This window comes from Pectobacterium betavasculorum, from assembly GCF_000749845.1.
GTDB classification, from domain to species: Bacteria; Pseudomonadota; Gammaproteobacteria; order Enterobacterales; family Enterobacteriaceae; genus Pectobacterium; species Pectobacterium betavasculorum.
Genome location: NZ_JQHM01000003.1, coordinates 366,895 through 390,550 on the forward strand (window position 1 = coordinate 366,895; position 23,656 = coordinate 390,550).

Below are 23,656 nucleotides of genomic sequence, written 5' to 3' on the forward strand. Positions count from 1 at the left end.
ACTTTCTTATTTGTTATCGAAACGACATTACTCACCGCGCAGCGCACGTGGGAACAGCAAATTATTTTCCAGATGGATGTGTTCCATCAGATCGGTAATGAATTCGTTGATACCAGAATACAGTGCACGCCAGGTGTTGCAGGCACCTTCCGGCGGTATGACGCCGTTGGTCAGCTCTTTAATCACTTCCACATCACGCCCGGCGTCATCGTGCTCATGCTCCATCACTGAAATCGGTGCGGCAGCATTCGCGCCCATTCCCTGACCGATCATTGGGAAGAGAATACGCTCTTCTTTCATCATGTGCTGAGACAGCTCGTTATAGATGGTGGTCAGTTGATTTGCGAGACCGTGCGGACAGTCTGCTTTGTCTTGATGCACGCGCTCGACTTTTTTTGCCATCAGAATCAGTTCCGGCAGTTGTTCACGGTGGCGGTCATGAAAACGGGGGATGATGTGCGCGATAATGTCAGCCAGCGGTGCTTCACGCCAGTCTCGTGCGTCAGAAGGCTGTGCGGCTAGTCTTTCTAACTGCGCTTCCAGCTCATCGATATTCAGATCTTTTTTGCCCGCAGCGCGGCTTAGCGTTTGTTTTCCGCCGCAGCAGAAATCCAGATTCAGTTCACGAAAGAGTTTGGTTGCGCGCGGAATAGCGATAGCCAGCTCACCCAGAGATTGATCGCGGTATGCCATGATGATGCCTCTCAACGAATGCAGTTTATAAATTGTATTTTAAATGCATCTTTAATCGTTGAATATACCGCTTACGAGGTAGGCGGTAAAAAGTATGCCGTTCTACTGCACGGTATTGCGGGTCTCAAGCGACTGCGCGATGGTGTGTAAGAGCGCGGGAATATCCATTCTCGGCAATACCACCTCAATGAGCGAGAAGCGAGACGCGGCGTTCACCTGCTCAAGCACCTGCGCGAGTGCTGCCGGTGAGCACACCTGTTCACAGAGTATCTCGTTTTCATCCGCGCCCAGCGCGGCGGGAAGCTGTGTCCAGTTCCAGGCCGCAATATCGTTATAGCGCTGTTCCGGCCCGTGAATAGCGCGTTCGACGGTGTAGCCTTGGTTATTCAGCACCATAATGACCATATTCAAGCGATCCCGAATGATAGAACCGAGCTCTTGTACAGTGAGCTGAAGCGAACCATCGCCGATCAACAGAACCACGCGTCTTTCTGGTTCGGCAATCTGTGCGCCGAATGCGGCTGGTAAAGAATAGCCTATCGATCCCCACAGCGGTTGGACGATGAAATGACAACCCGCAGGTAGCCGGAGCATCGCGGCACCAAAACAAGAGGTACCTTGATCGGTCACGAGGATATCGTCAGGGCGGAGGAAACGTTGCATCTGTTGCCAAAATTCGCGCTGGCTGAGTGCGCTTTTATATTCCGATTGCGGTAAAGCCGGAGGCGTAATGATGCGGTGATCCCAACGGGCAGCGAGTGTCTCGGTGATTTTTTCCAGCGCTGCTACAGCGTCTGACATCGGAATGGAGGGGAAAACCTGATTCCCTACGCGAGCCAACGTTGGCTGAATATCGATATTTTTTTCGATCGGAATCTGATGGCTAAAACCGCTGGTGGTCGTATCGGTATAGCGAACGCCGATACTGATTATGGCATCGGCATCTTCAATGTTCGCTCGGATCGCTTCGTGACTGCCACCGCCTGAGTAGGTTCCGGTAAAACTACGGTGCTGTTCGTTTAGCGTACCTTTGCCCATCAGCAAGGTGGCGTGGGGAAGCGGTGTTTTATCAAGCCAGTGCTGAATTTGCCTCGCGACGCTAAAGCGCTGAGCCAGAAAATCTGCCAGCAACGAGACTGATTTTGCCTGACTCAGCATATGAGTGGCTGCGGTGGTAAAGGCGTGTAGTGAATCATCAGAGCGTAATGGTTCAGGGATAACGAGCGGATAGGGGCGTGCGCTGACAGATGCTGCCGCTACGTCCACTGGCAGAAACAGGTATACCGGTTTCTGTTGGGCGAGCGCTTCTCCAATGACTCTGTCGATCTCTACGGTTGCGTTTTCGGCGGTGAGGCTGGCTTGGGCAACGGTGACTTCTGCCGCCATGCGGGAAAAGTGGTGAAAGTCACCGTCTCCCAATGTGTGATGGAGTAATTCGCCATTACGCTGCGAAGCGAGACAGGGCACAGCGGCAATATGAATGACGGGTAGGCATTCCGCGTAGCTGCCTGCAATACCGTTAATCGCACTGAGTTCACCGACGCCGAAGGTGGTGAGCAGCGCCGCAGCCTGGCGACATCGCGCATAGCCATCGGCGGCGTAGGCTGCGTTTAACTCGTTCGCGCAGCCAACCCATGTAATATCTGGGTTCCTAATGACATGATCGAGAAAATGTAGGTTGTAATCACCCGGTACGCCAAAGAGATGCTGGATACCGATCTGTGTCAGGCGATCCAGTAAATAATCGCCTACCGTATAGTTTTTGCTCATTGCTGTTCCCTCTATGAATATGAATGACGGATGTTCTAAGATTAAGTATTAGCCTTAAGGTGAATGTTTCTAATATTTATTCCCTATGGCTAATACTTGACTCTGTGATTTTTGGGGTTTTTATATTAAATTTATTAATGAATAAATGACGCGCTGATGAATAGCGTGCATGAGCGTTAGCGAAACGTTAAGAACGGTAAAATCAGGAAAATGCGTATTTATCTGATAGTGGCACCCAGGAATTCCCGGTATATCTTTGCCAGGCCGCAGTCGCGGTGAGCAAGGAGTTAGCCTATGTTTAAGCCACTCATCATCAGTACGCTGTTTGTGGGAATGTTTGCGATAATGCCGGTAGCAGAAGCGGATGGTATCAGTATTGATTTGATGCCTGGAGTGACTCTGAATATCGGCGATCGTGACAGGCGAGGTAATTACTGGGATGGCTATGACTGGCGCAGCGAGCGCTGGTGGCAGGAGCACCGGGGTTACCACCGTGGTGAACGTAATCGACACGGTTACTATTGGGATGGCTGGCGCTGGCGCGATGCCCGATGGTGGCGTGAGAGCCAGCGCGACAGACGTGATTATGACAAGCGCCGTTTTGATCGCCCTCGTTACGTTGACGATCGCGGTCCGCGTCGCGGTGATTGGGATAGACGTGGACATGAGCGAGGAAATGGAGACTATCGCAATGGGCGAGGGTCTTTCCGCGACTAGCCAGATAAAAAATGCGCCGCGCTATCCCTGGCGCGGACGCTTTACTCTTCTATTCCGTTACTCTCGTTTTCATTCAGTAAATAGGTTTGTCAATGGTCTGAGCGCCGCGAAAGGGCGGCGCTTTTCAGGCTCCCACCAAAGCAGGAGCCTGCGCTAAATAGCGTTTAACACTTATTTAGCGTGTTGCAGGTCGAGGCGGTAAACCGCAAAGCCCGTTTCATCATTACCGAGGGATGTCATTGGATACTGCGCTTTCTCTTTAATGAACGCGGTGGCTTTCTCTGACGGTGATGTTTCAAAGCGGATGTCCAGCGGTGTATCGCTGACGATAGGTGCCAGATGCCAGTTGTTGTCCGCCTGCGGCTTCACTTCTCCCGACTTTTGCGTTTCTGCACTGATGTAAGCCGCCAGCACGGAACGGTTTTCATCCGGCGATGCAAAGGCCACATACTTTTCACCCGTACCGGCAAATTTCTCGCCGTAGGCGCGATAGTTATTGGTGGCGATCAGGAAGGTTGCTTTGGGATCGATCGGTTTGCCGTTAAACGTGAGCGCTTTGATACGGCGCGATTTATCGTTGATTAACGCGCACTCGCTGTCATAGCGGGCAGGTTGCGTGACATCAATCTGATAACTGACGCCATCGATCACGTCGAAGTTATAGGTACGGAAGCCGTCCCAGTTGAGTAGGAATTGCGGTTCACGCTTGCTCGGATCGATTTGTCTGAACTGACCCGCAGAGCACTCCAGCCACTCCTGTACCTGCTGTCCGTTGACTTTCACCACCACCAGCGTATTCGGGTAGAGGTACAAATCGGCGGCGTTGCGAAAAGTGAGCTGGCCTTTTTCTACTTCAACATAGCTGGACGGATCGTTTTTGCGTCCACCGGCTTTAAACGGCGCAGCGGCAGAAAGTACTGGCAGATCGGCCAGATCGGGATCGCCCTGAATAAAGTGCTCAACATAGGCACGCTGAGCGTTGTTGACGATCTGCACGGTTGGATCGTCCTGAATCAGCGACAGGTAGCTATACATGTTGTCAGCAGATTTACCGATTGGCTTGCTGACGAACTCGCGCGTGTCCTTATGCGCAGCGGAGAGCACTTTCACCAGCTTGTCGTCTTCCGCAGCCAGTGATTTCTTCTGCGCTTTGTCATAGATTGGTCTGGCTTCTGCTTTCGCATGTTCCACCTTCCACGCGCCGCTGTCGTTATTCAGCGTGAAATCGACGACGCCGAGATGGTCACCCCACTGTCCCGGCATTACGGCAGGCACGCCGTTAAGCGTTCCCTGTTTGATATCCGCGCCTTTGATGTTGGCAAAGTCACTGCTGGGGAAAACGGCGTGAGCATGGCCGAACATGATGGCATCAACCCCAGGAATTTGGCTGAGGTAATAAACAGAGTTTTCTGCCATGGCTTTATACGGTTCGGCGGACAGGCCGGAGTGGGGGATAACAATCACCAGATCGGCACCTTGTTTACGCATTTCCGGCACCCATTTTTTGGCACTCTCCGTGATGTCTTCCACGGTGACTTTTCCCGTCAGATTGGCTTTATCCCATACCATCACTTGCGGTGGGACGAAGCCAATATAGCCGATGCGCAGGGTATGCTGTTTGCCATCGCGATCTTTAACCGATTTGTTTTCAATGTGATAAGGCGTAAACAGCGGTGTACCTGTTTTGGCATCCAGCACGTTAGCATTCACATACGGGAATTTCGCGCCTGACAGCGCCTTGTGCAGATAGTCCAAGCCATAGTTGAATTCGTGGTTACCGATATTGCCGACGGAATAATCCAGCGTGTTCATCGCCTGATAAACCGGGTGTACATCGCCAGCCTTTAGTCCCTTTGCTGCCATGTAGTCGCCTAGCGGACTGCCTTGGATCAAATCGCCGTTATCGACCAGCACGCTGTTGGTGGCCTGTTCGCGCGCGGCGTGAATCAGGCTGGCGGTGCGTACCAGACCAAATTTATCGGTTGGCGTATCCTTGTAGTAATCGAAATCCATCATATTGCTGTGCAGATCGGTGGTTTCCAATACCCGTAAATCAACGGTAGCGGCATGAACGGTCGTGGCGACCAGCGTAGCAAGCAGGCTGAGTGCCAGTGAATGCTTCATTGCGTAACTCCTTGTGCGGTAATTGTCGACGCGTGAGGCGATCGGGGTGTCTTTCATATCATGATGAAGTTAAAGTGATTATCGTCTCTAAATTCTGAGGATGACATCTGTAATGGCGATAATCGTAGATTGCCTCACAGATGTATACCCGTAATACTTCAAGCTGCATGTGCGTTGGCTGCGTTCACTCACCCGAATCACTTACTTGAGTAAGCTCATCGGGATTCCCTCTCTTGCCGCCTTCCTGCAACTCGAATTATTTGGGGTATATAATGAATGACAGAGATGAAGTCTGCATTACGCGCAACCGATAACGACGAGGTAGATTATGCTAGAACCTATTTGCCAACTGGCCCGTGACGCCGGTGCTGCTATTATGCAGGTTTACGATGGCCAGCATCCTGTGGATGTTGCGCACAAGGAAGATGATTCGCCAGTGACCGCCGCCGATCTGGCGGCTCATCGCGTCATTAAGAACGGGCTGGCGGCAGAGTTTCCTGATATTCCTTTGCTGTCAGAGGAGGATCCGCCTGAGTGGGAGGTTCGACGGCACTGGCAGCGCTATTGGCTGGTCGATCCACTGGATGGTACTAAAGAGTTCCTCAACCGCAACGGCGAATTTACGGTCAATATTGCGCTGATCGAAAACGGCCAGGCCGTGCTAGGGGTGGTTTATGTGCCAGTCACGGGCGTGATGTATTCCGCGGCGGATGGCAAAGCCTGGAAAGAAGAAAACGGCCAGCGTCGGCAAATTTCGGTGAAGCAGGCGCATCCACCGCTGGTGGTGGTCAGCCGCTCTCATGCCGATAGTGAACTAAAAGATTATCTTAGCCAACTGGGCGAGCATCAGACGGTGGCAATCGGGTCATCGCTAAAATTTTGTCTGGTGGCAGAAGGCGGCGCGCAGCTTTACCCCCGCTTCGGGCCAACTAACATTTGGGATACGGCGGCGGGCCATGCGGTGGCGGTAGCCGCCGGGGCACAGATTCACGATTGGCAGGGGCAACCTCTGTCTTATACGCCACGTGAATCCTTCCTCAACCCCGGTTTTCGCGTTTCCCTGTTCTAGCCCGTTATTTCTCTTCCAGCAACTGACGCAGCAGGGACATGACCTGCTGCACGTCTTGCCCGCTCAACGCGCCATCTTTCACGAAACGGATTTTCCCTTGTTTGTCGAGCACCGTGATAGCCGAGCTTTGCGGCTGTAACTGCCAGGCTTTGCGCACGTTGCCGTTGCTATCGACAATAAATTGCGACCACGGAAAGGCTTTCTTATTGTCCTCTAGGCTACTGCGCACAAACATGCTGGTGCCGATGATGGAATCGTCGGTATTCACGATTGTCGTCGTTTGGTAATAATCATGCGGTAGGTTAGCGGCCTTCAGCGCGGAGATGAGGGGATCATTCATCTCCTTTGCCGAGGTGCGGCCAGCGATGTGTTGTATCACCCGAACTTTTCCGGGCAATTGCGCGCTGTTCCAGTTTTTATAACTAAACTGATTATTAAGGTACTGAAGTTCTCCTCTGTCCGCGACACCGACCGGTGGAACCGATTGGTTGAGTACCAGCGTATGTGCCGAGGCGGGGAGCGAAATAAGCCCCAATAAGGGAGTGATAGAGAGCGCGAGGAGCAGGTGGCGTATTTTTATCATGGTGTTTCCTTCAGTGTGGGTGGCCTGATGCGATGTCTATTATGAAAAATGTCAGGCCATGGAGTAAGCGTAGATTCAGGAAACTGGTCTGTCCTGCTGCGTGATAAAACGGTTTGTGCCCGAGTGCACAAAACCCTTATTTTTGAAGGTTTATACTGATGATTAAGGGTTTACTTAAACACTGTTCTGTAAAAATCTGTAAAAGCAGTTAAGAATACTGAATAGTGGGGAACTAAATGCCGTTTTACAGTACTAACTAGCAGTATCCGTTATCTCATTAGCGCTCCAGAACCTCAGCCATGTTGGCAAAAGGGTGAGCGTAGAAAAATAAAACGGGAGAGTAAAACGATGAGGATTTTCGAACGTTACAATCCTTTGAAAGTCGCCAAATATGTGAAAACTCTGTTTCGCGGGCGGCTGTACATAAAAGGGGTTGGTGCTTTTGAGTTCGACTACGGCAAAATTCTATTGCCAAAGAAACAGGATAAGCAGCATCTTCTGGTGATGTCCGAAGTGAATCGCCAGGTCATCCGGCTTCAAGCTGAGATGGGATAAGCGATAAAGAAACGGCCCATAGCGGGCCGTTCTGGTTTGTTAGCATGCTTTGCCAGAGTAACGGTTAGTCTGTGCTATCAACCTTCGTGCTTGATGCGATAATCGGACGATCTTCCAGACGTGTCACCAGCAACTGATCAATCTTGTAGCTGTCGATATCCACCACCTCAAATTTATAGCCTGAGAAGCGCACGGCATCGGTACGTTTCGGGATTTTCCGTAGCGTATACATCATGAATCCGCCGATGGTTTCGTAGTTGCCGGAGTGTGGGAAATCATCAATATTCAGCGCTCGCATCACGTCTTCTATTGGCGTACCGCCTTCAACCAGCCATGAATTCTCATCACGCGCCACAATCTGCTCTTCCATTCCCTGACCGACGAGATCGCCCATCAGTGTCGTCATCACATCATTAAGGGTGATGATGCCGACGATCAGCGCGTATTCGTTCAGGATCACCGCGAAATCTTCGCCCGCTGTTTTGAAACTTTCCAACGCTTCGGACAGCGTCAGCGTATCCGGTACGATCAGCGCTGGACGAATCTGCACGCCGCTGCTCAGCGTCAGGCTCTGGTTTCCCAGCACTCTAATTAGCAGGTCTTTGGAATCCACGTAGCCGACGATCTGATCAATCGTGCCATCGCAAACCAGAAACTTTGAGTGTGGCTGCTGGGCAATTTTTTCCTTAATGCTGTCTTCGTGCTCGCGCAGATCGAAGTAAACCACACTTTCACGCGAGGTCATGGAAGAAGGCACGGTGCGGGATTCCAGCTCAAACACGTTCTCGATCAGTTCATGTTCCTGCTTACGCAGTACGCCAGCTAGCGCACCGGCTTCCACCACAGCGTAAATGTCATCGGACGTGATGTCATCCTTACGCACCATCGGCAGCTTGAGCAGGCGAAAAATGACGTTAGCCAAGCCATTAAATACCCAGACCAGTGGGCGGAAAAGGAACAGGCAGAAGCGCATGGGGTTGATTATGCGGACCGCTACGGTTTCCGGCGCAATCATACCAATGCGTTTCGGGGTGAGATCGCCAAACAGAATGAACAGGCTAGTGACAAGGACAAATGAGCAGATGAAACTGACTTTATCTGCGGATTCGGGTGACATAAAGCGTTCAAACAGTATGGAGAAGGTAGGAGAAAAGGCCGCATCGCCGATGATACCAGCCAGAATAGCGACAGCGTTGACGCCAATTTGAATCACGGTAAAGAAGATGCCCGGCGTTTCCTGCAACTTGAGCACCAGATTGGCGTTGATATTTCCCTCATCAGCCATCAGTTTGAGTTTAATTTTACGAGACGCCGCCAGCGAGATCTCCGACATCGAGAAAAACGCACTGATGGCAATAAGAAAAAGAATCAGTAATAGACTGTTTAACATAGTTTTTACTTTAGGTAAGTTTTCGCATGAGCCGAGATTGACGCAGCGATCCTCAGAAAGGTGAACACATAAAAGTGAACACATTATGATCATTATTGAAGGTCAAAACCGGGCGAGGATTGGCCCGGTTCGGGGCATTATAGCAGGAGCGGTGAAATTACCGCCAGTGGTCAACGCTGAGGTGGCAGACAGACACCGATGCCGCCTAACCCACAGTAGCCGTTCGGGTTCTTGTACAGGTATTGTTGGTGCTCGTCTTCCGCATAATAGAACGGGCCGGCAGACTCGATTTCTGTGCTGATGGCGCGACCGTCGCCGTTATCTCTCATCGCCAACTGAAAGCGCTGAAGACTCTCCTGCGCGGCCTGTTCCTGCTCGGGTGTGAGTGTGTAAATGGCTGAGCGATACTGGCTACCGATATCACCGCCCTGACGCATGCCCTGCGCGGGGTCGTGATTTTCCCAGAACAGTTGCAGCAACTGACCGTAGCTGATAATCGCAGGGTCAAAAACGACACGTACTGCTTCGGCGTGGTCGGTTTGCCCACTGCACACTTCACGGTAGGTCGGATTGGGCGTGTAGCCACCGATATAACCCGCCGCGGTGCTGTAGATGCCCGGCTGTTGCCAGAACAAACGCTCTGCGCCCCAGAAGCAGCCCATCGCAAAAATAGCGACAGACATGTGGTCTGGCACATGCGTCATGGAATGTTCATGCACGACATGCAGCCTGGCGACCGGCATGGGGGTGGTACGCCCCGGTAAAGCATCGGATTGCGTAATCCGATGCGTCTTATCAATCGAATTCATCACGTTGTTAACTCCAGCCAGACTGGGTAAATAACCCGCTTTCATGGAAAGCATAACCAAGAAGACTCGGGCTGTCTTTATATCTTAATGGTGTTTAATGTTAAGGTAATGTTCATCTGTAATGCAGCACTTTGATTTTTACAGGTGAAAATCTATTTTTAAGATAGAAAATTAGTATTTATCACTAATATCATGCAAAGTTGATTGGAGATTTCAGCGCTACGTGACGGATTGTCAGGTAAGCGTACAAAAACTGCCGTCAACGCGGCAGGCGAAGTAATAAAAGCCATGCTATAGGTTTTAGGCGACAGATCGATTTATCAGGGAGCTCAGTGACTATTTTCATTGCAAAAAGACGTTTCACTTCAAAGAACAGTCTCATTGGAAAAAAAAGCGTTACCGGGCAAAAAGGCATAGCAGGACAAAAAAGCAGTTTTGCTGGCTACGGTGCGCCACGATACCGTTTTCTTGGCCTGATGTGCGCTCTGCTCATGCTGTCTCCGGAGAGTCAGGCGGCGAATGTGCGTCTGCAAGTCATGGGGCTTGAAGGGCCGCTACAAAAAAATGTGCGAGCACGTTTATCCACGATTGCGGTCGATGAGGTTAATGCCGACGGACGCTTCCGCTCGCGCGTCGATGAAGCAATCCGTCAGGGGTTGCGTGCGCTCGGCTATTACGATCCCCAGATTGGTTTTGAATTCCGGCCTGCGGTTAATGGCGGACGTCCTGTTTTGATTGCCACGGTTACGCCCGGTGAACCGGTAAAAATTGCCGGAGTGAACATTACCCTGCGCGGTGGTGCGCACGACGATAAAGACTATCAACAACTGGTTAAAGACGATCGCCCCGAAATGGGTTCTGTGTTAAATCATAGTGATTATGATCGCTTTAAAAGTGGTTTGAACGGTTTGTCGCTACGTAAAGGCTATTTCGATGCGCGCTTTCAGCAAAGCCAGCTCGGTGTGATGCGGGAAGAGAGAGAGGCATTTTGGGATATCGATTTTGATAGCGGGGAACGTTATCGCTTCGGCGCCGTTCATTTTCAGGGGGCACAAATCCGTGATGACTATTTGCAAAATCTGGTGCCGTTTCATGAGGGCGATGCTTATACCAGCGAGGATCTCGGTGAGTTAAACCGCCGTCTGTCCGCGACGGGGTGGTTTAATTCTGTTGTCGTGTCGCCCAATTTCGAACAGTCAAAAAGCAGCAAAATTTTGCCGCTGGATGCAGTGGTGACGCCGCGGACTCGCAATCGCATTGAAACCGGGGTGGGGTATGCCACGGATGTTGGCCCACGTTTTAAAACCACGTGGAATAAGCCTTGGGTGAATTCACGAGGCCATAGTCTGGAAAGTAGCCTGAGCGTGTCTGCGCCAGAGCAATCACTCGACTTTAGCTACAAAATCCCCTTGCTGAAGAACCCGCTTGAGCAGTATTACCTGTTGCAAGGCGGTTTTAAACGCGAAGATCTCAACGATACCAAATCCGATGGTACGACGCTAAACGTCGCTCGCTACTGGGATCTCTCCAGCGGCTGGCAACGGGCGATTAACCTGCGTTGGAGTCTCGATCACTTTACTCAAGCGAGCGTGACGGATACCACGATGCTGATCTATCCAGGCGTCAGTATTAACCGAACTCGTCAACGCGGCGGGTTGATGCCGGTATGGGGTGATACGCAGCGTTACTCTATCGATATTTCCGACACGACCTGGGGGTCGGACATCGATTTTGCCGTGGTTCAGGCGCAGAACGTCTGGATTCGCACGCTGGCGGATAAACACCGCTTTGTTGCGCGTGGCAATCTGGGCTGGATTGAGACTAATAATTTCTCCCGTGTCCCTCCCTCACTGCGTTTCTTTGCCGGTGGCGATCGCAGCATCCGTGGGTATAAATACAAATCTATTTCGCCTCGCGACAGCGACGGCAAACTGATCGGTGCGTCCAAGCTGGCGACCGGTTCGCTAGAATACCAATACAATGTGACGGGAAAATGGTGGGGCGCGGTTTTTGTTGATTCAGGTGAAGCAGTGAATGATATCAAACAGAGTAACTTCAAGACCGGCACGGGCGTTGGTGTACGCTGGGCCTCGCCGATTGGCCCAGTGAAACTCGATGTTGCCATGCCGATCGGCGATGAAGAGAAGAAGAACGATGTTCAGTTCTATATCGCACTGGGACCTGAATTATGATGGATGATAAAAACGAAAAGAGAGCACAGGATCCGGTGACAGAGGAAAACGTCACGCAGGATAACGCGCCGACAACGCCGGCGCGGCAAGGGCGCTGGTGGAAAAAGATAGGTATTGGGATCGTCGCCTTCTTATTGCTGCTCGTTATTGGGTTGGGGCTACTGGTGGGAACCACGCCGGGCCTGCATCTGTTGCTTAATACCGCCGCGCGTGTGGTGCCGGGACTCGACATTGCCAGCGTGAGCGGTGGTTGGCGCGATCTAACGCTGAAAAATGTCAGCTACGAAATGCCGGGCGTGACGGTAAAGAGTGATGAATTTCATTTGTCGCTCGCGCTGGGATGTTTACGCAAAAGCCAGTTGTGCATTAATGATCTCTCGGCGAACCGCATTGATGTCGTTGTGGATACCAAAGCCCTGCCAGCGGCGGCTGAACCACCACCGCCCTCAGAGCCAGTCACCGAAATCTCAGCTCCTTTCCCTATTTCTCTGCGTCAATTGGTGCTCAACAGTGTTCAGGTTACCGTTGATGACACAGCGATTTCTCTGGGTGAATTCCGTACGGGAATGCAGTGGGAAGGACGTGCGCTGACGCTGTTGCCGACCAAAATTAGTGCGCTGTTGGTGGCCTTGCCGAAAACCCCTGTAGACGTACTGGAAGATGGCAAAGTGACGGCGGCAGAAATGGCATCTGTCATCAAAGAAACGGCGGCGAACGTACGTGAGGCGGCGGAGCAAGGCTCTTCGCAAACGCTTCAAATCGATAAAGTGCTAGAGGCAAATAACACGGTCGCGTCAGCCACGGCGACAACACCCATACCGACAGCATCGACGCCAAAAACGGATAGCACATCTGACAAGCCAGCAGAGCCTGAGCAGCCACTGGGTGAGCGCCTGAGCGAATTGTTCTCTAAACCGCTGCTGCCAGATTTGCCACAGTTCACGTTGCCGCTGGATCTGAACATCGTTGAAATTCATGGCGAACAACTGCGGCTGACGGGCGATCAGGATATTTTGATTAATAACCTGTTCGTGCAGGCATCGACTCAACAACAGCATTTGCGTTTGGACAAGCTGATCGTGCAATCGCCACAGGGCGGACTGAATGTGCACGGCGAGGCGACGCTTAGTGATAACTGGCCCGTCTCGCTGACGGCGAACGGCGTGTTGAACGTCGATCCCCTTAAGGGCGAAAAGCTGAAACTGTCGGTCGACGGCGGCCTGCGCGAACAGCTGAATGTGGCGTTGAATCTCTCGGGGCCGCAGCGTGCGCAGTTAGATCTACAAACTCAACTGGCGGAAGCCGGACTGCCGCTGGCATTAACGCTGAAAACCGAGCGCGTGCGCTGGCCTCTGACGGGAGCAACACAGTATCAGGCTAGCAACGTCAGGCTGCGTTTTAATGGCAAAGCGACCGACTATGCGCTGTCGCTGCGCGGCGATCTCAGCGGTGCGGACATTCCCCCCGCGACGCTGTTGCTGGATGGAAAAGGCAACGAGCAGCAGTTTACACTGAGTCGCTTGCGGCTGGCAGTGTTGCAGGGCAACGCCGATCTGAGTGCGCTTATTGATTGGAGTAAAGCGATCAGCTGGCGCAGTGAGTTGCTGTTGAACGGGATCAACACCGCGAAACAGTGGCCCGAATGGCCTGCGAAAATAGACGGAAAAATGACGACTCGCGGTAGCGTCTATGGCGGTAGCTGGCAATTGCAGGTGCCTGAACTGCGTCTGGACGGTAACGTGAAAGCGAATAAGCTCACGGCCAGAGGTGAACTGCGCGGTAACGCGGCGGGCCAGTGGACAATACCTGGGCTGAATCTGGCGTTAGGTCGTAACCAATTGAACGTTAAAGGCGACCTGAGCGACAAATGGCAGTTGGATGCGGACATCAATGCACCGTCTTTGGATGGTATGTTGCCCGGCCTGGCGGGGCGAGTCATCGGCACACTAAAACTACGCGGCAATCTGAGTGAACCGCAGATGTTAGCGGATATCACGGCTTCCGGGCTGCGCTGGCAGGCTATCACGATTAGCCGGGTGAAGGTGGAAGGCGATGTACGCTCTGAGCAGCAGATTCAGGGCAAACTTGAGGTGCGTCTTGACGAGCTGAAGCAAGATGGCCTGAATATTAGACTGTTAACGCTGGATGCCAGCGGTAATGAGAAACAGCACCAGCTCCGGCTGAACATGCAGGGTGAACCAGTCGCAGGGCAGTTAGCGCTCTCAGGCAGCTTCGATCGTCAGGAGCAACGCTGGCGTGGCACGCTCAACAATACCCGCTTCGACACCCCTGTGGGGGAATGGCGTCTGACGCAGGATATGGCGCTGGATTACCAGAATACGCAACAGAAAATCACGATTGGAACGCACTGCTGGCGTAATCCGAACGCAGAACTTTGTGTACCGAAAGCAATTGAGGCTGGGCCGAGCGGACAGGCGAGTGTTCGACTAAACCGTTTCGATCTTGCCATGTTGAAACCTTTTCTGACGGAAGATACGGTGCTGGCCGGGACGTTCACCGGCGGGGCTGATGTCAGCTGGCAGGCGGGACAAGGTTTACCGCAGGCGAAGGTATCGCTGGTAGGGAACGGCATAAGCGTTCGCCAACAAGTTCAGGGCAATACGCTGCCGATTGATTTCGACACCTTTACGCTGAATGCCGGGCTCGATCGTGGTCGGGCACAGCTTGGTTGGCTGATGGCGATTCGGGAAAATGGGCGCTTCAGTGGTGATATTCAAGTGACCGATCCACAAGGGCGACGCAATCTCGGTGGCAGCGTCACGATCAACAATATTTCACTGGCGTTGCTTAACCCTGCGTTGAGTAAAGGAGAAAAAGTCGCAGGGATACTGAAGGCGAACCTGCGTCTCGCGGGCGATGTCGCTCGCCCTCAGTTATTCGGCCAAATGGTGCTGGAACGGCTGGATATTGATGGCAACTGGATGCCCGTTGACCTGATCAATGGGCGATTGGCGGTGAACTTCAGCGGGATGTCGTCAACGTTGCAAGGTTTCCTGAAAACGGACAACGGGCAGTTGAACCTCGGTGGCAACGCGGACTGGTCGCGGCCTGATGCCTGGCGGGCGCGAATTGCCGCGAAAGGCCAGAAGTTGCGGGTAACGATTCCGCCTATGGCGCGATTAGATGTTTCACCGGATATTGTTTTCGAGGCCACGCCGCAGCTGTTTGCGTTAAACGGATCGGTCAGTATTCCGTGGGCGCGTATTGTCGTCAATGACATGCCAGAAAGTGCGGTGGCCGTGTCATCCGACGAGGTTATGCTAGATGCCCAGCGCCAGCCGTTGAAGCAAGCCAGCGCTGCGATCCCGATTAATAGCAATCTGATGATTCGCGTTGGTAATGATGTTCGGCTGGAAGCATTCGGATTGGCTGCTCGTCTACAGGGCGATCTAAAAATGGTTCAGGACGAGCGCGGACTGGGGCTGAACGGGCAGATCGATATTCCGTCCGGCCGCTTTAAAGCCTATGGGCAGGATTTGATCGTTCGTAAAGGGCTGATTTTGTTCTCCGGTCCGCCGGATCAGCCGATCCTGAATATCGAAGCCGTTCGTAACCCTGACAACACGGCTGATGATGTTACCGCGGGGGTGCGCGTCACCGGCATGGCCGCCACGCCTAAGCTGGAAGTGTTCTCCGATCCGACCATGTCGCAGCAGGAAGCGCTTTCTTATCTGTTGCGTGGGGAAGGTTTGGACAGCGGTGGAGCAGATAGCGCGGCAATGACCTCAATGTTAGTTGGTTTAGGGGTTGCGCAAAGTGGTCAAGTTGTGGGTAAAATCGGCGAGGCCTTTGGCGTAAGTAATTTAGCTCTGGATACACAGGGGGTTGGCGATAATTCTCAGGTTGTCGTCAGCGGCTACGTCCTTCCGGGTCTGCAAGTGAAATATGGTGTTGGCATATTCGATTCTTTGGCAACGTTAACGCTGCGCTATCGTCTGATGCCAAAGCTATACTTGGAAGCGGTGTCTGGTGTCAGCCAGGCACTAGATGTGCTCTATCAGTTTGAGTTCTAGCGATGCGAATTATTGTTTACGGCAGTTTACGACGCAAACAGGGAAATAGTCATTGGATGACGAATGCGCAATGGTTAGGGGATTGTCAGCTCGCGGGGTTTGAGCTGTACGATCTCGGCCATTATCCGGCAGTCGTACCCGGTAATGGAGAAATCCATTGTGAGGTCTATCGTATTAGTTCGTCGATTCTGACGGAATTGGATGCCCTAAAACGGGATGGTCACGAATACCAACGTGAGTTGATTCCTACCCCTCTGGGCAATGCATGGATCTATTTGTACAAACACTCTGTTGTAGGGTTAACGCGTATTGCCAGCGGCGATTGGCTGACGCGCAATGAAGAAGATGCTTGAGGCCGAGTCCAATCAAGTGATTATCTCCAGAAGTAAAAATCCACCTCTTGAAGAGGTGGTTTAAAGCTGACAATAAAAACACCGCATAAAGCGGTGTTTTTGATCGTACGGAATATAGGCTCGCGTAGCGCTTATTTGTTTTTCGCGCGCTCGAAAGAAGCAACGATTTCAGTTTTTGCCGCCGCAGCGTTATCCCAACCTTCAACTTTTACCCATTTACCTTTTTCCAAATCTTTGTAGTGTTCAAAGAAGTGGCCGATCTGTGCACGCAGCAGTTCAGGCAGGTCGTTGACGTCTTTAATGTGATCGTATTCTTTGGTCAGTTTGCTGTGCGGAACGGCAACCAGCTTGGCATCTTCGCCTGCTTCGTCGCTCATTTTCAGCACGCCAACAGGACGGCAGCGGATTACTGAGCCAGGCTGCAACGGATATGGGGTTGGAACCAGTACGTCAACCGGGTCGCCATCCAGAGACAGCGTGTGGTTGATGTAGCCATAGTTGCATGGGTAGAACATAGCTGTAGACATGAAACGGTCTACAAACAGCGCACCGGTATCTTTATCAATTTCATATTTGATGGGATCGGCATTCGCGGGAATTTCAATCACTACATAGATATCTTCTGGCAGATCTTTACCTGCTGGAACATCGTTCAGACTCATGTCAGTTTCCTTCTCTTAAAACCTGAAATAGCGTGGCCGTCATTATAGCCAAAAAGCGTTTAATGTCCCTGACTTTTAGCGCACTGAGGTGCCATACGTTAGCGTGAGCAGTTTAAGTAATAATACTTTCATTACTAAAGTTTCTTTAAAGAAAGCAGGCTTGCTACCGATAGGAGCATGATCGAGATCACGTTATGTGGAGCATTTCTCCGCATTTACTTACTAGTTGTAATCCTAGGGAAACGAAAATGTTAAGAAACATCACAATCAAGACGAGCTTGATTGCTTTGTTAGGAACGATGGTACTGCTTTTATTGCTGGTTTGCGGAATTGGCATCACTTCAATCAATCAGGGAATCACTTCGCTTACGACAATCGACAAGATTCAGGGCAAAGAGGTCACCGCGCTGGCTGGGAGCTATACCGCCTCGCTGCGTGCAAGAACAGGGGCTGCTCTGGCTGCTCGTCAGATGGAAAACGGACTGACCGATCTTGCAAATGCATCTGTAGCACGAGCGGAAGCCTATACGGCGCTCTCCCATAAAGAAATGGCGCGCTTTCTTTCCTACGGCACCGTAACGGAGCGCGGTGCCAAAATGGCCGCAGAGGTTAAAAGCAACTACGAGCAATACATGAATCTTGGCGTTCAGCCAATGGTTGATGCGCTGAAACGCGGCGATGTGGCTGCTTATTACGTGTTATTGCAAGACGTACTACCACCGCTGAGCGTTAAGATGGATAAGGTAGCGAATGAGTTCCGCGACTTTGGGCTGGACGTTGGGGAAAATATGCTCACAGAAGCAGAACGCTTTGCGTTTGAACGTCTGGTGATCATCGGTATTGTTTGTGTTGTCGTTCTGCTGCTGGTATTGGCTGCCTGGATTGCACTGAAGCGTTCCATTTTGTCTCCGCTTGAAGAGACTGTCGCCCAGTTGGAATTTATTGCCCATGGCGATCTAACCCAGCGTATTGACGATGGCGGCAATAATGAAATTGGCCGCCTGATTCAAGCGATGAAGGCAATGCAGCATTCGTTGGCAACTGCCGTTGGCCGCGTCCGCGATGCGGGGATGCAGATTGACGTTGGTACTCGCGAACTCTCATCCGGTAATACTCATCTGGCTGCTCGCACGGAAGAGTCGGCATCATCGCTGGAAGAAACCGCAGCCAGTATGGAGCAGTTGACCGCTACGGTAACGCTAAACGCGGAGAGTGCGGAACAAGCCCATACGCTGGCGCAAAATGTGTCTGATATTGCCACTAAAGGCAGCGAGACGGTGGGGGGCATGATTGAGAAAATGCAGATGATCTCCAGCAGCTCCGCACGTATTGGCGATATTCTGGCAGTGATTGACGGCATCGCGTTCCAGACCAATATTTTGGCGCTGAATGCGGCAGTTGAAGCCGCGCGGGCGGGTGAGCAGGGGCGTGGCTTTGCTGTTGTTGCAGGGGAGGTCCGTAATCTGGCGCAGCGCAGTGCGCAATCGGCGAAAGAGATCAAAACGCTGATGGAAGAATCTCAGAGCCGCGTCAGTGAAGGTACTGTTATGGCAAAAATGGCGGGCGAAACGATGAATGACGTTTCTGATGCTGTGGCACGAGTGACGTCGCTAATGCGTGAAATCTCAACGGCAACGCGTGAGCAGAGCAATGGTATTGGGCAGGTGAACCTGGCGGTATCGCAGATGGATGAAGTCGCACAGCAAAATGCGTCTCTGGTCGAAGAGTCTGCGGCCGCTACACGCTCATTAGAGGATCAGGCGCGTCTGTTAGCAGAAAGCATGGCACAGTTTAAAGTGCAGTCGCAGGCGTTTGCCGCCATCGGCCGATTCTAATTCCCCCTTCATACTTCAAGCTGCATGTGCGTTGGCTTTGTTACTCGGCCAACTTATGGCCTCGCCCTAAAGGGCCGCCGCAAGCGGCGTTCAAATCAGCTAGAAGCTGATTTGTCGCTCACCCCAGTCACTTACTTGAGTAAGCTCCTGGGGATTAATGGACCTCATAAATGGGGTCCACCCTTCGGGCCAGCGCTAGCGTTGTTCAAAACGTTAACGTTTTGTCACGCAACTCGAATTATTTAGGGGTATCTTTCATAAAAAAATTCCCGTGAAAACGGGAATTTTTTTGTCTTATTCTTCGGAGGACGTCTGTTCGTCTTCCGGTTTTTTCTTCTTGCGCAACTTATCCCAGATTTTACTTTCCTGTCCGCGCCATAGGCGTTGGATATTGTCGTGGTGACGCATCAGTATCAGGCAAGAGAGCATCGCGACGGGGAAGGTAAATTGTGGTTTGAACCACCAGACATAAAACGGTGCGATGAGCGCACTAACAATGGCGCCGAGCGAGGAATAGCCGCTCAACAATACGGTCAGTAGCCAGGTACCCGTCATCAGACCCGTCAGATCCCAACCGATTGGGGCAATAGCGCCAAGGGCTGTTGCCACGCCTTTACCCCCGCGAAAGTGGAAAAAGACGGGATAAATGTGTCCGAGGCAGGCAGCGATGGCGGTTAACCCGAGGTACAACGGCGTAACACCCAACGCATAAGCGGCCCAGACAGGCAGCATACCTTTCAGTATGTCAAAGACCAAGACGGTTGCAGCGGCCGCTTTGCCGCCAATACGCAATACGTTAGTGGCTCCAGGATTCCCAGAACCATGCTGACGCGGATCGGGCAGCCCAGTAATTTTGCAGAACAAAATTGCACTGGAAACAGAGCCACACAGATACGCGATTAACATCATACCAAGCGCGGTAACACTCATAACGCCATTCCGTTTAATAAGGGTCGTTTTACTCTTCTCATCTGTGGATAATACGCATATTCCGTCGGAAGTGGTATCCGACAGCAACAAAAACAGAGAACGGCGTGATGGATATCGTATTTATTGAAGAACTTACCGTAATCACTACGATTGGTGTTTACGATTGGGAACAGACTATCCAGCAGAAACTGGTGTTCGATATCGAAATGGGCTGGGATAACCGTCAGGCCGCGGCCAGTGACGATGTTAATGATTGTCTGAGCTATGCTGATGTCAGTGATGCGGTGATGGCCCATGTGGCAAACCAGCGCTTTGCTCTGGTGGAGCGTGTTGCTGAAGAAGTCGCACACATGCTGATGCAGCGCTTCTCGATTCCCTGGCTGCGGATCAAGCTTAGCAAGCCGGGTGCAGTCGCGCAGGCTCGTCAGGTTGGCGTCATTATTGAGCGGGGTGCGCGATAAATCTGATTTAACAGAATAAATACTGATTTACGTGCAACTAAACCGTAACCCAAATAGTCTATAAGCCAGTTATACCCGTCATACTTCAAGCTGCATGTACGTTGGTGCGTTACTCGGCTCACTTACGTGGACCTCGCTCCGTAGGAGCCGCTGCAAGTAGCGTCAAATCTGCCAGAGGCAGATTTGACGCTCACCCGAATCACTTACTTGAGTAAGCTCATCGGGGTTCTTTCTCTTGCCGCCTGCATGCAACTCGAATTATTTAGGGGGTGGTAGCGGCTCGCGAAAGTACGCAGCCGCTTTTTTATGGGCTGTATTTTCGTTTTTTATTTGAGGCAAGGATTTTTAGATGACTGACCTGCATTCATTGCTAACCGCATTTATTCTTGGCGTGGTCGAAGGACTGACCGAGTTTTTGCCCGTATCGTCTACGGGGCATATGATTATTGTTGGTCATTGGTTAGGGTTTGTTGATGAGAAAGCCAAGACGTTTGAAGTTATCATCCAGCTTGGTTCGATTCTTGCGGTTGTCGTCATGTTCTGGCGTCGCCTTTTTGGCCTGATTGGGATTCACTTCGGTGAAGTGGCTCACGAGGGGCATACGGCTGGCCGACTGAAGTTGACGCACATCCTGCTGGCGATGATTCCCGCAGTGGTGCTTGGGCTGATTTTCCATGACGTAATCAAATCATTGTTTTATCCCCAGAACGTGATGTACGCGCTGGTCGTCGGGGGTTTCCTGCTGTTAGCGGCTGAATGGCTCAAGCCTAAAAAACCGCGCGCTGTTGGGCTGGATGATATTACGCATCGTCAGGCGTTTATGATTGGCTGTTTTCAATGTCTGGCGCTGTGGCCAGGTTTTTCACGTTCGGGGGCGACGATTTCCGGTGGAATGCTGATGGGAGTAAGCCGCTATGCGGCCTCTGAGTTCTCTTTTATTCTGGCGGTTCCCATGATGATGGGCGCGACCGTTCTGGATTTGTACAAAAGCTGGCATTTCCTGTCGTTGGCCGATGTGCCGATGTTTGCCGTTGGTTTCGTGACGGCGTTTATCGTGGCACTGATTGCGATTAAAACCTTCCTGAAAATCATCAAACGTATCTCGTTTGTACCGTTCGCGATTTATCGTTTTATCGTCGCGGGCGTGGTTTACATGGTGTTTATGTAAGACTGAGTGCTATGCAAAGAGGCCACGCTCATGCGTGGCCTCTTTTTTAGGACGTACTTGATACATCAGGCTGTTGTGCTTTCCAGTCTGCCAGTGCATGAATTCGGCGGCGAGCTAGTTCATTGCGCACATCAATGCCTGTAAAGCCGTCGGCGACGACGCTTGCACTGCTGACCTGACTGGCGACGCGGAAGGCTTCACGCAGGTAATCGCCCTGTGGATAAGGATTCTCTTCAAAACCGGCTCTGCCTCTGGCATCGGCTTCGCTAGTCAGCGCTAACTGTTCCAGGCGCTGTGGCTTGCGCCAGACGTCAATCGCATCAAATAGCTTCAGCAAGGTTTTGGGTTGCAGCACCTGCACGGTATGAACCAGGTCATGATATTCCGCAACTAGCTTCGCCAAATCACGAAGCGGATTAGGCACGCGCAGGCGCACGCACAGTGCTTCAACCAACTTGACGCCTGCCGGGCCGTGACCAAGATGACGCGGCCATAGTTCAGGTGGCGTTAGCCCTTTTCCTAAATCGTGGCACAGCGTAGCAAAGCGTACGTCAATCTCAGGGCTGAGGCGTGCGGCCATCGCCACCGTCATCATGGTATGAATGCCAGTATCGATTTCCGGGTGCCATTTGGCAGGGGCAGGTACGCCATACAGATTATCGATTTCAGGGAACAGTACGGCTAGTGCACCGCAGTCACGCAACACCTGAAAATAGACATCCGGCGACGAGGTGCCGAGTGCTTTTTCCGTCTCTTTCCAGACGCGTTCTGGCGTCAGGTAGGCCAGTTCGCCTTCATGCGCCATTTTTTGCATTAGCGCCATGGTTTCTTCTGCAATCTGGAAACCGAGATGAGCAAAACGCGCGGCAAAACGGGCAACACGCAGCACCCGTAACGGATCTTCGCTGAACGCGTCGGAAACGTGGCGCAGTACGCGATTCTCGAGATCGCGACGGCCGTGATAAGGATCGATCAGAGCGCCACGCTCGGTACGAGCAATGGCATTGATAGTCAAATCTCGGCGGAGCAAATCTTGCTCTAACGTGACATCTGGTTCGGCGTGACAGACAAATCCGGTGTAGCCTTTGCCGGATTTACGTTCGGTACGCGCGAGGGCGTATTCATCGCGGCTGACGGGGTGTAAGAAGACGGGAAAATCTTTTCCGACCTGTTGGTAGCCCTGCGCAAGCAGATGCTCTGGCGTAGCGCCGACCACCACCCAATCTTTCTCAGTGACGGGTAAACCCAGCAGGCTGTCCCGAACAGCGCCGCCGACAAGGTAAATCTTCAACGTCGGGCTCCTGAATAAATAACCAATACTTCACTGCATACTACCATCTTTGCGTCGCTACGTTGGCTGCAAAGAAAAATGCCTGCAAGAAGCAGGCACGTATTCCGGTTAGCTCATCCAACGGTCATTTTTCTTTTTGCGAGGAATGATATGTGGCAACAGCAGACCCAGCAACAAGCCTATGCCAGCAACGCCGCCGCCATACATAAACCACTGTAGAATGATGGTGCGTTGCTTATCGTCAAGTTGGACATTTGCCGCGCTGACTTTCTTCTGTGCGACGATAAGCTGATTTTTCAGATCCTGATTTTCCTGACGTAACCCGTTGATAACGCTATCACTTGCAGCGACTTTCTGCTGCATGTCAGCAGTACGCTGGTTCCAGGTCTGATCGATATTATTCAGCTTGTCAGTCAGGTCTTTTACCTGTTTTTCCAGCTCCGGCACCCGCGTGCGCAGGCTCGGTGTATTGCTAAGCTGGTCGAGAGGAATCCAGGTAGTTCGGTTTTTGTCATCACGGATCTGCGCATAACCCGCGTTTTCATTAACGCTGAGTAACGTGACCTCTGCACCCGCATTCAGTGTGCCGACGATACGATATTGATTGCCAGGGCCGCTGTGGACATACGTCAATAACTCATCGGAAATGTAGCGTTTTTCTTCCGCTTGTGCGGTCCAGCTCAGTGTGAGAGAAAATAAAGTAAAACAGAGTAAGCCTAATTTCTGCATAAGATCATCATGTTGCGTTAATGGTGGTCCGATAGTAGAGGCTTAAGTCTGACGAGGCAACGTATAAACCGAAATGAGAACAGTCTTAGAACCTACCGATTAGGGCCATTTCACACAAGTAACGCCTACTGGGATAGGTTCTTAGAAGGTGGTGGGCGGCGTGTTTAAGCGAGGAAAGCTGTGTCGCTAATGGCAGGTTTGCATAAGAAATGCGCGCTTGTTCGCAGGTGAAAAAGAGTGTGTGCGGTAAGGGTAGTAAGGTGAAGTAAAATGTTATTTACTGACATGATA

19 protein-coding genes are annotated in these 23,656 nt (G+C 51.8%); 9 read left to right on the forward strand and 10 right to left on the reverse strand.

Annotated features, from left to right (window positions below):
- Nucleotides 1-27: 27 nt before the first annotated feature.
- Both ytfE and ipdC read right to left on the reverse strand, forming a co-directional pair.
- On the reverse strand, nucleotides 28-693 hold the full coding sequence (gene ytfE, locus KP22_RS11690) for an iron-sulfur cluster repair protein YtfE (RefSeq protein WP_039306566.1): 666 nt from the start codon (nucleotides 691-693) through the stop codon (nucleotides 28-30).
- Between the two features lie 102 nt (nucleotides 694-795).
- Nucleotides 796-2,463, reverse strand: coding sequence for an indolepyruvate decarboxylase (gene ipdC / locus KP22_RS11695; protein WP_039324403.1), 1,668 nt, complete (start codon nucleotides 2,461-2,463; stop codon nucleotides 796-798).
- A gap of 294 nt (nucleotides 2,464-2,757) precedes the next feature.
- On the opposite strand from ipdC, the gene KP22_RS11700 reads away from it, so the two are divergent.
- A complete protein-coding gene (locus KP22_RS11700; protein WP_039306569.1) occupies nucleotides 2,758-3,180 on the forward strand; it encodes a DUF2502 domain-containing protein in 423 nt (140 codons plus the stop codon).
- A gap of 171 nt (nucleotides 3,181-3,351) precedes the next feature.
- Here KP22_RS11700 and KP22_RS11705 read toward each other — a convergent pair whose 3' ends face one another.
- Nucleotides 3,352-5,304, reverse strand: coding sequence for a bifunctional 2',3'-cyclic-nucleotide 2'-phosphodiesterase/3'-nucleotidase (locus KP22_RS11705; protein ID WP_039324406.1), 1,953 nt, complete (start codon nucleotides 5,302-5,304; stop codon nucleotides 3,352-3,354).
- Nucleotides 5,305-5,632: 328 nt separating this feature from the next.
- On the opposite strand from KP22_RS11705, the gene cysQ reads away from it, so the two are divergent.
- Nucleotides 5,633-6,373 carry a 3'(2'),5'-bisphosphate nucleotidase CysQ gene (gene cysQ / locus KP22_RS11710; protein WP_039306575.1) on the forward strand — a complete coding sequence of 247 codons (741 nt, stop codon included), beginning with the start codon at nucleotides 5,633-5,635 and terminating at the stop codon, nucleotides 6,371-6,373.
- Between the two features lie 4 nt (nucleotides 6,374-6,377).
- Here the strand turns inward: cysQ and KP22_RS11715 are convergent, their stop codons facing one another.
- Nucleotides 6,378-6,956 carry a YtfJ family protein gene (locus KP22_RS11715; protein ID WP_039324409.1) on the reverse strand — a complete coding sequence of 193 codons (579 nt, stop codon included), beginning with the start codon at nucleotides 6,954-6,956 and terminating at the stop codon, nucleotides 6,378-6,380.
- Nucleotides 6,957-7,304: 348 nt separating this feature from the next.
- On the opposite strand from KP22_RS11715, the gene KP22_RS11720 reads away from it, so the two are divergent.
- Nucleotides 7,305-7,511 (forward strand): DUF1107 domain-containing protein, encoded by a 207-nt coding sequence (locus KP22_RS11720; protein WP_005974755.1) that lies wholly within the window; start codon nucleotides 7,305-7,307, stop codon nucleotides 7,509-7,511.
- A 64-nt stretch (nucleotides 7,512-7,575) separates the two neighbouring features.
- Here KP22_RS11720 and paeA read toward each other — a convergent pair whose 3' ends face one another.
- Entirely contained in the window at nucleotides 7,576-8,901 is a 1,326-nt protein-coding gene (gene paeA, locus KP22_RS11725) for a polyamine export protein PaeA (RefSeq protein WP_039306579.1), read from the reverse strand.
- Nucleotides 8,902-9,071: 170 nt separating this feature from the next.
- A complete protein-coding gene (gene msrA, locus KP22_RS11730) occupies nucleotides 9,072-9,710 on the reverse strand; it encodes a peptide-methionine (S)-S-oxide reductase MsrA (protein ID WP_039324411.1) in 639 nt (212 codons plus the stop codon).
- A 476-nt stretch (nucleotides 9,711-10,186) separates the two neighbouring features.
- On the opposite strand from msrA, the gene tamA reads away from it, so the two are divergent.
- Genes tamA through KP22_RS11745 form a run of 3 tightly spaced genes read left to right on the forward strand, consistent with a single transcriptional unit; the run spans nucleotide 10,187 to nucleotide 16,289 of the window.
- The gene (gene tamA, locus KP22_RS11735) at nucleotides 10,187-11,902 is read left to right on the forward strand and encodes an autotransporter assembly complex protein TamA (protein WP_039306762.1); all 1,716 of its coding nucleotides are present in this window, start codon (nucleotides 10,187-10,189) and stop codon (nucleotides 11,900-11,902) included.
- Nucleotides 11,899-15,936, forward strand: a complete 4,038-nt coding sequence (gene tamB / locus KP22_RS11740) for an autotransporter assembly complex protein TamB (RefSeq protein ID WP_039324413.1) — start codon at nucleotides 11,899-11,901, stop codon at nucleotides 15,934-15,936. Before tamA ends, tamB begins: the two co-directional genes overlap by 4 nt.
- 2 nt (nucleotides 15,937-15,938) lie before the next feature.
- Nucleotides 15,939-16,289: a gamma-glutamylcyclotransferase family protein gene (locus KP22_RS11745; protein WP_039306588.1), complete on the forward strand. Its 351-nt coding sequence runs from the start codon at nucleotides 15,939-15,941 to the stop codon at nucleotides 16,287-16,289.
- 131 nt (nucleotides 16,290-16,420) lie between these two features.
- Here KP22_RS11745 and ppa read toward each other — a convergent pair whose 3' ends face one another.
- Nucleotides 16,421-16,951, reverse strand: a complete 531-nt coding sequence (ppa, locus tag KP22_RS11750) for an inorganic diphosphatase (protein WP_039306591.1) — start codon at nucleotides 16,949-16,951, stop codon at nucleotides 16,421-16,423.
- Nucleotides 16,952-17,199: 248 nt separating this feature from the next.
- Between ppa and KP22_RS11755 the strand changes: the two genes are divergently transcribed.
- Complete coding sequence (locus KP22_RS11755; RefSeq protein ID WP_039306594.1) at nucleotides 17,200-18,786, forward strand: methyl-accepting chemotaxis protein; 1,587 nt, start codon at nucleotides 17,200-17,202, stop codon at nucleotides 18,784-18,786.
- Nucleotides 18,787-19,080: 294 nt separating this feature from the next.
- Here KP22_RS11755 and plsY read toward each other — a convergent pair whose 3' ends face one another.
- Nucleotides 19,081-19,716, reverse strand: a complete 636-nt coding sequence (plsY, locus tag KP22_RS11760; protein WP_039306597.1) for a glycerol-3-phosphate 1-O-acyltransferase PlsY — start codon at nucleotides 19,714-19,716, stop codon at nucleotides 19,081-19,083.
- Between the two features lie 107 nt (nucleotides 19,717-19,823).
- Here plsY and folB point away from each other — a divergent pair, with 107 nt between their 5' ends.
- Both folB and bacA read left to right on the forward strand, forming a co-directional pair.
- On the forward strand, nucleotides 19,824-20,177 hold the full coding sequence (folB, locus tag KP22_RS11765; protein WP_039306599.1) for a bifunctional dihydroneopterin aldolase/7,8-dihydroneopterin epimerase: 354 nt from the start codon (nucleotides 19,824-19,826) through the stop codon (nucleotides 20,175-20,177).
- A 349-nt stretch (nucleotides 20,178-20,526) separates the two neighbouring features.
- Entirely contained in the window at nucleotides 20,527-21,345 is an 819-nt protein-coding gene (gene bacA / locus KP22_RS11770; RefSeq protein ID WP_039306601.1) for an undecaprenyl-diphosphate phosphatase, read from the forward strand.
- A gap of 46 nt (nucleotides 21,346-21,391) precedes the next feature.
- Here bacA and KP22_RS11775 read toward each other — a convergent pair whose 3' ends face one another.
- Both KP22_RS11775 and KP22_RS11780 read right to left on the reverse strand, forming a co-directional pair.
- The gene (locus KP22_RS11775; RefSeq protein ID WP_039306603.1) at nucleotides 21,392-22,636 is read right to left on the reverse strand and encodes a multifunctional CCA addition/repair protein; all 1,245 of its coding nucleotides are present in this window, start codon (nucleotides 22,634-22,636) and stop codon (nucleotides 21,392-21,394) included.
- A gap of 108 nt (nucleotides 22,637-22,744) precedes the next feature.
- Nucleotides 22,745-23,365, reverse strand: a complete 621-nt coding sequence (locus KP22_RS11780) for a TIGR04211 family SH3 domain-containing protein (RefSeq protein WP_039306607.1) — start codon at nucleotides 23,363-23,365, stop codon at nucleotides 22,745-22,747.
- Nucleotides 23,366-23,656 lie beyond the last annotated feature (291 nt).